Consider the following 11,789-nt stretch of genomic DNA (forward strand, 5'->3'; position numbering starts at 1 on the left):
TGTGCTTGACTTGATGAGCTTTTTTAGGAAACAAAAAAGCAGAGGATTTTTCCTCTGCTCGTCCAGCATGCTGGTGGTTTTTTTGCTCAGCCAAAGTGGCCCACCATCATGCTGGAGGGCTAAACCAGTAATAAAAATAGCTGTTATTCAGTTGTGCGCATTTACACATTGCACTGAGCATTTTTCTTCTCACCGTTTAGATGTGGTTATGTTATCTTCTCTGGGCCGCTGAGTATTCTCAAAGTGGCTTATTAAGCATTATAAGGGGGATGCACACAAAAAGTCAAGGGTCCTGTGATCTTAGTGGCAAAAAGAAGTGTTCTCCTGCCCGCAAGCAGGAGAACACTTCTTTTTGTTTGACGTGAATGTGTAATGCTGTTAGCGCTTTTTAGCCCGGCGCTGACCGGAGCGGTAGGCGTGGTAGAGATCATCAGCCTCGCCACTGACGCCCTGGCGAATGGTTGGCTGGGGCGCCCTGGGTTCCGCGGACCGGGCAGGCTTTTTGGCGGCAGACTTGTTATTAGCAGCCGAGGAACCGCCCAGGCTACGTGGAATGAAGTCGTAGCGCGCCAGTACGACCAGGAGGATGACCAGGGTAGCCAGGTAGAGCGCCGTTGACGTCGTGATATTCATCGGCAGACCAAAGAGATTAAAATTTGCCCACTGGCGCTCAATGCCCAGGCTATGTACGGCCTGTTGCTCAAACAAGCCTACAAAGTTCGCTGCCAGCAGGTAGATGGCCATACCAATAATCCAGCGAGTCTTAAAGCCGCCAGCGGGTGGTGTCGAGCGTGGACGCGCCGTGGGCTTGGCGGCCTTTGGCTTCTCATCGCCTGTAGCCTCCTCGCCGGCCTTGCCACGTGTCGCACGCGCCAGGCGTGCACGAGACACATCCTCTTTCGACGTGGCCTCTTCTTCGCGTTTGCCAACGCGTGAGAAGAAGCTGCGTCGAGGCTTGATCTCGCTGCCTGACGCCTCGTTCTCCGCAAGGGCCACGGAACTCTCAACTGGCGTGTTACCTTCCTCGGCGAGAGTTTCTTCTCCCACAGAGTTTAGCTGCTCATCATTGGTGACGAGGACGGGACGATTGCGTGGTACGCGGTTCCTCCTGCGCCGGCTGGTGCTCACTTTGTAATCCTGGTAATCCTGACTCATGATTGGTCTCCTGGTTGTTCTGCCTGAGGTTGTTCCTCACGCGTGGTGTCTTGAAATGAGAAGGGTTCAGCCTTAGCTGTCTCTTCGTTTCGGTATTGTTCCTGTCCTACTTGTTCCTGTGGGAAGGACTTTTGCTCACTTACAGCAGGTCGTTCAGCATAATTGACGTTTTCGCTGTAGTTTTGCTCTCGGGGAGCGGACTCAGGAGCTGGCTGGACTGGATAGCTTGCGGAAGGCGCCGTATAGGAAGGCGTCTGCTGTGGCTGTTGAGGCGCTGCACCGCGAGCGTAGAATGATGAAGCCGGGGACTGTGGAGCCAGGCCTGAGAACGAAGGCTGCTGTTGTGGCTGTGGTGGCGCATATGGCTGCGGCGGAGCCTGGCGTGGGGCTTCGAAAGCCGCGAGACCTGCGCGAGCGATCTCATCATCGCGACCAGGAGCGTTGCCACCGCTTACACCGATGCCGCCAACGGTCGCGCCGTTTACGCGGATTGGCCAGCCGCCTGCAGCCATGATGAAATTCCCGTGTGTCATCTCGGCCAGGCTAGAGGCAAAACCTGGAATAGAAGACCCCCACTGCGCGACAGAGTCGGTTGATTGATTGAACATCACGGCGGTACTCGCCTTGGCGATACTGATATTCCCAGTCGCCCAGCCATAAGGCGACATCATACGCTCAAAGAGTACCAGGTGACCACCAGCATCCACAATGGCGATGCTGACAGGACTGCGTAACTCGCGTGCGCGTTGCTTGCTCGCTTCCAAAATTTTCCGTGCGATGTCGATAGAGATGCTCACAGCCAAGAAACTCCTTACTATTAGATGAAACAAATATCTACTTATCCGAAAACCTGAGCGCGGAGCGCTAGTCGCGAGAGCGACGTTGGGTTTCGGAATAAGAGTTTTATGCAGGACTGGTGCTGGTGTGCCGCGCCCCAGGCGTGGATGGCATCTAATGTTGATAATGTTTCATATGCTGATACAAGTCCAGGCTTGCCAGGTTTCGTGTTGGCGCTCTCGTACCATGTCGCTACTCTTGTAGCTCTGTATCTGGCTGGCGTTGATGCAAGCAATGCAAGCATGTAGGCTGGCGCTTTTTTTCTGGCCCGGTGTATGCTTTGACCCGGAAAAGTTCCAGTCAGTCCGTATCTGGACTATTGTACCGCACCACGTGTATCCATGCAATGTGTACAACAGGCAAGGCGGCAGGCAGTGATACCCTCTGACTTTCTTTTTCGGCTCTTTACCTTGAGAAGTTGAGAAGCAATAGGTCAGAAGTCATAAAGAGTTGGTTTAACCCGTGTGCAAGTTATTTCTGGTTAGTGATATGTGCATGTGAATTGGCAGCCTGTGGCCGCCAATTCACATGCACATATCACTAACCGAGGCGAGCGCCGCAGGCGCGAGAGGTCTTATAGATGCTCGATGAGTGTGACTTTCTCTTTGCGCCAGGTGAGGTGACTATATTTTTCGGCCACAAGCTGTCGTGCCAGGTCCCACTCAGAGGGTAAGAGTTCGCCAGGTACAAACTCATGCTCCAGGAAGGAGCTGAAGCCCAGGCGAAAAGCCTGCGCGACCTCGTCCCAGGTTGCCTGTGGGGCGAAGGCATTGAGGGGAGCTGTTTTCGTATTGTACTGGGCCAGGGCCTGGGATCGAGCTTCTTCAGAAGGGAAGCGCAGGAGCGAGAAAAACTCGGCCGCGCGGTCACCCAGCGGGAGTGAGCCTTGTTGGAGGAGCGAAGCCTCTTTCCACACCTGGGCGCTGCCAATCAGTTTAAAGCCATCGACTGTCAAATCGGCCTGCGTAGAAGAGGCAAAGCAGGCCGCCGAGGGTGTTTTACTGACCCGCTCATCGCTGATGATCGCGTTGAGGCCGAGATGTTGTAGCGCTTGGATAAGCCCTTGCAGGAGGTAGGCGTAGGCCGCCACGACTCCAGATGGCACGCCCTCGCGCTTCCCTATGGTGATACTATAAGTAAACTCATCGCGATGATAGACGGCTCTCCCGCCTGTAGGACGGCGAACCATGGCCACATTCTCGCGCGCGCAGACCTCCTGCTCAATTTCGCGCTCAACATTCTGGAAGCGTCCCAGGCTAATGGCTGGCTGCTTCCATTGGAAGACGCGCAGCGTGGGCGGGACCTTCTCCTCAATGTGATGCAGGAGGATGGCCTCATCAATGGCCATGTTCAAGGCTGCATCCTGCACGCCTGTATGAATAAAGCGATAAGCGGTTGCTGACATAAGACTCGACATCTCCTCCAGGGTTTTCAGGCTCAGGATTGACGCTCGCGGGCCGCCTTCCATTTTTCGCGCTGCTGCTCGCGTACCGTCTCTGAGGCTGGCTGATAGCGTGCCAGGAAGGTCTCGCGGAAGACGGGATAGCTGCCATCAAGAATGGAGGCGCGCAGGTCAGCGGCCAGGCGCAGCATGAAGCGCAGGTTATGGATGGTTCCCAGGCGATAATAGAGCTGCTCCTCGGCACGGATAAGATGATGCACATAGGCCGCGCTATAGTTGCGACAGGTGTAGCAGTCGCAGCCCTCTTCAATCGGGCCAGTTGCTCGCTTAAAGCGGGCGGACTTGATATTCACGCGCCCATCACGGGTAAAGAGACCGCCGTGGCGAGCGACGCGCGTGGGCAGAACGCAGTCGAACATATCCATGCCCAGACCGACGCATTCGACCAGGTCCTCGGGCGAGCCAACGCCCAGCAGGTGACGTGGCTTCTCGCGTGGAAGCGCGGGCGTAGTTGCGCGCAGCATCTCCCACATCTTGGTTTTGGGTTCGCCCACCGAGAGGCCGCCAATCGAGAGACCAGGGAAGGGCATTGAGCCAATTACACGCGCGCTCTCCTGGCGTAGCTCGGGCTCAAAGGCTCCCTGAACAATACCAAAGAGCGTCTGTTCCGGGCGATAGCGTTCTTTCGCGACCAGGGCACGCTCCTCCCAGCGATGTGTACGTTCCATGGCCTCTCGGGCCTCTTTGGGTGTGCAGGGAAAGGGCGCACAGATATCCAGAGGGAGAATGATATCGGACCCCAACTCCGCCTCGATGCGCATCACGCTCTCAGGTGTGAGAAACTGTGGTGAGCCATCCAGGTGCGACTTGAAAAGGACTCCCTCCTCGCTCAGCTTACGCAGGTGCCCCAGGCTCCAAACCTGAAAGCCACCGCTATCCGTCAGAATCGGGCCATCCCAGCGCATAAATGCATGCAGTCCGCCAAAAGAATCGATGAGTTCAGAGCCGGGCCGCAGCATCAGGTGATAGGTATTGGAGAGAATAATCTGAGCGCCGACCTCGCGTAATTCTTCTGGAGAGACGCTCTTGACGGTCGCCTGTGTGCCAACAGGCATAAAGATCGGCGTCTGGATCGTGCCATGAGGAGTCTGAATCGTGCCAGCACGCGCCCAGCTCTCAGAGCACTCGGCATCAATAGTAAACGTAAATTGTGACATCAGCTTTAAACCCAAAGAGAAATACTAATATATAATTAAAGGCGGAATACCATGATATGCAATGCGCAAAGAAAAACCTGAATCTATGCACACAGCGCTTAAAAGTTCGCTGTCTATTGTCTCATAAAGGTCAAGAGCAACCCCCATGTACTGCCTGATTACATCCAAAAAAGTTATGGAACTGCTGACTTACGACTTACATCCAAATGAGTTGTGTGGTCCTGCCGGGGTTGCCTTCGGCAACCCCGGCAGGACCACACAACTCATTACCCCGCGAGCCACGTAGTGGCGAGAAGTGAAGGAGCTGATAAAAAGCCACATAGCAAGCAAAAAAGAGAGATAAAAATGTATGAAAAATGGCAAGATATAAAATATACATAAAAATATGAAGAGATATGTACAGAATCGGCGTAAAACTCTTGAAAATCAACAAAAGATAGTGTATGCTGTTTTCCGGTATCCATCTCGGTCTCGCGTACGGTGCTCGTCCAGAGTTACATACTTCCCTCGCTGGTAAGGGGAAAGAATGGCTGGTGACATCCGCTAGGAGAAGGACCTGGAGGTTTACCATTCTTCTATTCACTAAGGAGGTCCTAGTTGAGCTTCGATGACAAAACCCTGAAGTGCCGTGATTGCGGAAATGATTTCCTGTTCACCGCCGGAGAGCAAGAGTTTTACCAGCAAAAAGGCCTGATGAATCAGCCGAGTCGCTGTCGTCCCTGCCGTGAGGCGCGTCGCAACTCTGTGGGTTCAACCGGTCGTTCTGAGCGCGCCCCGCGAGAAATGCATCCTGTTATTTGTGCCGAGTGTGGTGCGGAGACCCAGGTGCCCTTCCTTCCTACCAAGGATCGCCCCGTCTATTGTAGCTCCTGCTTTGACAAAGTTCGTGGCGCAGCCCACAGCTAAAAGCAGCGCACAATGAAGAAGCGAGCGTTTGCAAGAGAAGAGCCACTATCGCTCTTAGGAAAGAAGCTTGTCGGCCTGGTATATGTTGTTTCGACGACGCCCGCCAGGTTGCTCAAGCCCTGGAACTAAGGCCAGACATAGAAATCTTATCTGACCGGAACTCTCGTTTTTCGCTCACAAGTAATCAGAGGCTAAGCAAAGATGTGTTCTTTGCTTAGCCTCTGGTTTTTTCTATGAAAGAAACTGACTACCAGGTTGGTACAATGGAAATAAGTAGTCGCATAATTGGCGGAATATGGTGACGTCCAGGCGTGTTTAAACGTAATACAATGTAATACAATGAGGCTTTTCCTCTCCTCTCCTGTGCCCTGGCAAAATCGATGTGTGCGTTTTTAATTATGAAGTGCAAACGGAGTCCTCGCTTGACAGGGGAATATAGCACCTTATAATAAAGTAATAACCTGTTTAACTCATAGGCAGAAATGTCCTACCTGGAAGAGGAGGCATCGCTTAGGGGTGTCTTATGTGGAGGCAAAGCCAGACTATGTGGCTTTGCCGGTGAAATAGAACAATAAACCACGAAGCACCTCGAGAGATGCCTTCTCTCCCTCTTTTTACTAGTATTTTATGCCGTTGCGTAGGACATTCCAATACCCAGGATGCAAGGGGAGAGAAAGGTGACGCTATCCCGAATAGTGTGACATGGGGACGCCAACGGATTGAGTCAAAGACAGTCGGGATCTATGCCGAAGCTAGCCTGAAACAGTCCGCGGTAGAGGGACTGACAATTGTGCTCAATTGAAAGGTATGACGTAAGATTACATGGCTACCAACTTTGAGAGAAGCATCGAAGATTCGCATCAGACGACCATCCTGAAAACAGGGGAGCCGCAGACGAATCTTGCACCGTCACAGATGACAATCGAAGATTTGCTAGATGAAGCTCACCAGTACCTGGCGGATGCGGATCTAGAGCGAATACGTCATGCCTATGAACTGGCGAAACATGCGCACAAGGGTGTAGTAAGGAAGTCGGGCGAACCCTATATTCAGCACCCTCTTGAGGTGGCGCTCCTGCTGGCAGGTATGCGTATCGATGCTGAAGGCATTATGGCGGCCCTGCTACACGATGTTGTGGAGGATACCGACTACTCACTGGATGACCTGACTGAGCAGTTTGGCCAGCAAGTGGCGAATATCGTTGATGGAGTGACAAAGTTTGATGCCCTGGCGGGCAAGCCGAATAAGGCTGCTCAATCGCTCGATAACGCGCCAGACCAGGAGCCAGCAGAGCCTGTGCAGCAGACGCTCTCGGTTGTAGATAAGCGTCGTGAGAAGACCGAGACGGTGCGGAAGATGCTCTTAGCCATGGCGGAAGATCCTCGTGTCGTTGTGCTCAAACTTGCCGACCGTATCCATAATATGCGGACCCTGGCCGCGATGTCGACCGTGCAACAGCAGAGTAAGACGCGCGAGACCAGCGAGATCTACGCGCCTCTAGCGCGCCGGTTGGGCATGATGCAGGTGCAGGCTGAGCTAGAGGACCTGGTTCTAAGTTACCAGGACCCGGAGCGCTATGCCTGGCTCAAACACGAGGTGGAGGAAGAGGTACAGCGGCGAATGCCCTTTATCGACGAGGTTGGCCGCATCTTGCGCGAGGAAATGCAGCGCGCGGGCATTCAGGCTGAGGTACAGGCCTGGCAGAAGCACCTGGCGAGCATCAATCGCAAGCTCGGATATGTCTCTGGACAGCCCTCTGGCGCGGATCTCAGTCAGCTACACGACCTGATCTCCTTCCGCATCCTGGTGCATACCGATAACGAGTGTTACCTGGCGCTCGGCCATATTCATGCCCTCTGGCGACCCAAGGATGGACGCATTAAAGACTTTATCGCCACGCCCAAGCTCAATGGCTATCAATCGCTGCATACTACTGTTTTCTGCTTTGATAACCGCCTGGCGGAGATTCAGATCCGCACACACGATATGCAGCGTACCGCCGAGTATGGCATCGCCAATTACTGGTACCTCAAAGACCGGATGGTGAAGGAGGATCCCTCGCCTCATAGCTGGAAGCTCTCCTACAAAGAGATGGTGGCCTGGATTGAGCAGTTGCGGCAATGGCAACGCGAACTTCCCCAGAGTGCGGACGAATTCGTGGAGGCCGTCAAGGGCGACATCTTCCAGGAGCAGATCTTTGTCTTTACGCCTAAAGGTGAGGTCAAAGACTTGCCTCGTGGTTCGACTCCTTTGGATATGGCGTATCGTATCCATACCGATATTGGCGACCACTGTGCGGGCGCGCGCATCATTACCAATACAGATGACAGCGGACGCCTGGTGACGCGCCTGGTACCCCTGGACTATGAGCTTAAGGGCGGCGAGATCGTGGACATCATGGTCAACCGCACCGTCCACCCCACACGCGACTGGCTCAGTTTTGCGCGGACAGCCGCGGCGCGCAACAAGATTCGCCGCTATCTGAAGACCTATGAGCGCGAGATCAATCTCCAACTCGGCAAAGAGCGGCTCGACCTGGCCTTAAAGACTGCTGGTGCCGTTGGGCTGAATGCCCCCGTTGAGGAATTGCTCAACCAGGCCCGCAACGAGGATAAAACGGGCGACCTGCGCAAGTACGCCAATCGCGATGATATCTATATTGCAATTGGGCGTGAGGATCTCCAGGTGGAAGATGTCATGTTGCATCTGCTCCCCCTGGTGCGCCAGGTAAATGAGCTAACGCATGGCGAGGGCGCGAACCAGCATACGAGCAAGGAGAGCGAAGGGAGCGCGGTCGTCAAACTCGCCCAATGTTGTTGTCCTCTGCCTGGCGATGAAATTGTCGGGATGCTCAACCCCAGTAAGGGAATGTATGTCCATCGCAGTGATTGTACACGCGTTAGACGCCATCGAGAAAGCGCGAAGGCCGTCATTGAGCTCAACTGGTTGCAGATTGAACCAGAGACCTATCTCTCGCCTATTACCATCGTAGCGCATGATCGCTCAGGCCTCTTACGTGACGTTGCGGCTGTTGTCGCCGACGCGGGCGTCAATATGACCACGGTCACATCCACTACGAACCCCTCTGTCCACAAAGCAGTGATTACAGCGACATTAGAAGTCATGGCCACTGAAGGCGTGTTGGATCAGATTGAGCGCATCTTGCGTCGCCTGCGCCAGGTAAAGAATGTCGTCAGTGTGGAGCGTGCGCTTAACGCCCACTAAGATCTTATTCCGAAACCCAACCCCATTCGGGGCACGTGTCACTCGCGTGACTAGCGCTTCGCCCCCATTCGGGGATAAACGCTCAGGGTTTCGGAGAAGAAGTAATTCTCTCTCCTGGGGCCAGGAAGAGATGCGCACTTGTTGCTCCTTGCGAACAAACGACGCTGTTCCTTATTGCTGGCACTTTCTCCCTCTGCTGTGTAAAGATGGGCCTGGTACCAGCCCACAAGTCATAGTTATGTCTCATGTTGGCCAAGGTTAGCTCGTTTTGTGTTATGGTAGGAACAGATGGAAGTGTTGATGCGTTGACAGAAGTAGGATGTTTGTGGCGTGGATGGCCTATATTGTAGGTGGCAGCGTCCAACAACCCGGTATACAAAACGTATAGTAAGCAGAGTACATATTACCAGGGATGGTTTTCATCAGACTGCTCTCTGATGTCCCCTTTGTAAAAAAGATATGTGTAGCGAAATATAACGCCCATGTCGAGTGTTCTAAGGGGTGAATGGTAGTAGTCTGGTAAAACGATAGAAGGCAATGATTCACATAGAGAAACACGTATCACCTCAAGAGAACTTGACCTCACCAGTAGCAGATCTGCGCCAGCAGATACGCTCCTACATGTCTGCCGATGAGGTAGATATGGTGGAGAAAGCGCTCCAACTGGTGCTAGAGGTCTGTAGTGATGTAGTGGCTGGCGAGCGCCTGGTGCCTCCGCTAGAATATGCGTTGGGCGTGGCCTCCATTCTTGCTAACATGCATATGGATGCCGCTGGCGTAGCCGCTGGCCTGGTCTTTGAGGCTATTGATGCAGATCTTGTGACTCTGGAAGAGGTTGAGGACAGAGTGGGCAGCACAACGGCCCGCGTGGTTGGCAGCATGGAGCGCTTCAACATCCTCGAGCGTAAGAAACAGAGCGTGACGGCAGTGAGCGCAGCTCTCAGCGCGCAGAACCTCCAGACCTCAGCCGCAAAAAAAAGTCATGACGAGCGCGAAGAAGGTAGCAGCAGTGCCTCAGGTGATGGGAAGAAGCCGCGCGTCCGCGAAGCCATGCGCCGCCAGCAGGCTGAAACGGTCCGTAAAATGTTTGTCGCCATGGCGGAAGATCCCCGCGTCGTCTCGCTAAAGCTAGCATACAGGCTCTTTGTGATGCGCCATATGTGCCACCCAGAGTATCAAGGTGATCGGCAGGAGATGCTGGCGACAGCCGAGGAGACGCGCGAGATTTACGCGCCGCTGGCAGGTCGCCTGGGGATGTCGCGCGTGGAGGGCGAGCTAGAAGACCTGGCCTTCCAGATTCTGGAGCCTGATAAGTTTCAGTGGGTGAAGGGAATCGTTGAGTCCGAGCGTAAGCAGTGGCGCTCCTATGTAGAGAGCGTCTGCGAGATGCTGCGTCAGGAAATGGCGTCCATTGGCGTCAACGCGGTGGTCTCAGGGCGGGTGAAGCGCTACTACAGTTTCTATCGCAAACTTGAGCGTAGCACAGGCGAGGCCGGGGGCGACTTTGAAATGTTAAAAGCAGCCGCCGATGTCACGCAGATTCATGACCTGATCGCCTTTCGTATCCTGGTCGACACCGACAATGAGTGTTATATCGCTCTGGGTCATGTACACAGCCTGTGGAAGCCCAAAGAGGGGCGTATTAAAGACTTTATCGCCAATCCCAAGCCCAACGGCTATCGCGCCCTGCATACCACCGTCTTCTGCCTGGATGATCAACTGGTGGAGATCCAGATCCGTACCCATGCCATGCATGAGATGGCCGAGTATGGTGTTGCCATGCACTGGCACTATAAAGACATTGGCGATAATGCCTCCTCAACTGCTAAGGAGCTCTTGACCTGGATTCACCAGCTGGCGGAGTGGCAACACGAGATCAAAGCCGCCAACGCCACCGATTCCGAGTTTGTCGAGGCAGTCAAGGATGACCTGTTCGAGGAACAGATTTTTATATTCACGCCCAGGGGCGAGGTCAAGGATTTGCCGGTTGGCTCGACCCCGCTGGACTTTGCCTACCGCATTCACACCAAGATTGGCGATAGCTGCGCGGGCGCAAGGGTTATTTCTCACGTTGAAGGACACGACGGAGATCGCCTGGTCACACGCATGGTTCCGCTTGATTATGAACTCAAAAGTGGCGAGATCGTCGATATCGTGACCAACCGGTCCGCGCATCCCACACGCGACTGGCTGAACATCGCGCGAACGGCGGCTGCACGCAACAAGATTCGCCGCTACCTCAAGATCCACGAACGCGACATCAACATTCAGATTGGCAGTGAACGCCTGGACCGGGTTCTCAAGTCCATTGCTGGCCTGAGAGGCATGGAGGCCATTACTGACGAAGTGGAGAACTGGCTCTGTCAAGAGCTCCATATGGACACGTTTGAGGATATCCTCTCGGCGATTGGCGCTGACGATATGCGGCCACATGGGGTCGCGGTCAAGGCGCATGATTACTTCCAGCAACGCGAGGGGAAAGAGAGCCGGGATGAGCGCGGTGAAACAGGCGAGCTGGCGCTGCCGACCACCAGTCGTCAGCCAGCGGTGAACCTACAAGTCGCGGGCGTGGATGGCCTGCTGACGCGACTGGCTAACTGCTGTTGCCCTCTGCCTGGGGACGAGATCGTTGGTTTTATCAGTCGGGGCAAGGGCGTCATTGTGCATCGCTCGGATTGCCCAAACGCCATGCGTTTGCATGAGCGGAGCGGTGAGCGCTTTATTACGGTGACCTGGCAGGGGATGAGCCAGCCGCGCTATCACGTTCCCATTATCATTTTTGCGCGCGACCGTGCCGGACTTATTCGGGATATAGCGACGATTATCTCCGAGTATGGTCTGAACTTGCTCTCAATTGGCACAAACGCCAACAATCGTGAGCGTATCGTGATTACAGCAACCCTGGAGATTAATGACCTGGAAATCATGCCACGTCTCTTTAAGCGTCTGGAAAAGGTCAAGGATATTCTCCAGGTGGAGCGTGATATGGGGCGTAGAAGAGTCACGGACGCCCAGGCATAATCAGGCAAGAGAAGAGAAAAAGCAGG

The 11,789-nt window shown here is 54.2% G+C and carries 7 protein-coding genes; 3 read left to right on the plus strand and 4 right to left on the minus strand.

Annotation, left to right across the window (positions count from 1 at the left end; genetic code table 11):
* Positions 1-378: 378 nt before the first annotated feature.
* The 4 genes from KTE_RS15585 to tgt form a co-directional block, all read right to left on the minus strand.
* Positions 379-1,155, minus strand: coding sequence for a hypothetical protein (locus KTE_RS15585; protein WP_201382356.1), 777 nt, complete (start codon positions 1,153-1,155; stop codon positions 379-381).
* Positions 1,152-1,952 carry a heme-binding protein gene (locus KTE_RS15590; RefSeq protein ID WP_201382358.1) on the minus strand — a complete coding sequence of 267 codons (801 nt, stop codon included), beginning with the start codon at positions 1,950-1,952 and terminating at the stop codon, positions 1,152-1,154. The genes KTE_RS15585 and KTE_RS15590 overlap by 4 nt, the downstream gene beginning before the upstream one ends.
* A 614-nt stretch (positions 1,953-2,566) precedes the next feature.
* Positions 2,567-3,397, minus strand: coding sequence for a biotin/lipoate A/B protein ligase family protein (locus tag KTE_RS15595; protein WP_201382360.1), 831 nt, complete (start codon positions 3,395-3,397; stop codon positions 2,567-2,569).
* A 32-nt stretch (positions 3,398-3,429) separates the two neighbouring features.
* On the minus strand, positions 3,430-4,611 hold the full coding sequence (tgt, locus tag KTE_RS15600; RefSeq protein WP_201382363.1) for a tRNA guanosine(34) transglycosylase Tgt: 1,182 nt from the start codon (positions 4,609-4,611) through the stop codon (positions 3,430-3,432).
* Positions 4,612-5,208: 597 nt separating this feature from the next.
* On the opposite strand from tgt, the gene KTE_RS15605 reads away from it, so the two are divergent.
* From KTE_RS15605 to KTE_RS15615, 3 genes are all read left to right on the plus strand, one after another.
* A complete protein-coding gene (locus KTE_RS15605; RefSeq protein ID WP_201369838.1) occupies positions 5,209-5,517 on the plus strand; it encodes a zinc-ribbon domain containing protein in 309 nt (102 codons plus the stop codon).
* Between the two features lie 822 nt (positions 5,518-6,339).
* Positions 6,340-8,742: a bifunctional (p)ppGpp synthetase/guanosine-3',5'-bis(diphosphate) 3'-pyrophosphohydrolase gene (locus KTE_RS15610; RefSeq protein ID WP_201382365.1), complete on the plus strand. Its 2,403-nt coding sequence runs from the start codon at positions 6,340-6,342 to the stop codon at positions 8,740-8,742.
* Between the two features lie 576 nt (positions 8,743-9,318).
* Entirely contained in the window at positions 9,319-11,763 is a 2,445-nt protein-coding gene (locus KTE_RS15615; protein WP_201382367.1) for a bifunctional (p)ppGpp synthetase/guanosine-3',5'-bis(diphosphate) 3'-pyrophosphohydrolase, read from the plus strand.
* Positions 11,764-11,789 lie beyond the last annotated feature (26 nt).

Origin of the sequence: Ktedonobacter sp. SOSP1-85, from assembly GCF_016587415.1 — a bacterium.
Lineage (GTDB): Bacteria > Chloroflexota > Ktedonobacteria > Ktedonobacterales > Ktedonobacteraceae > Ktedonobacter.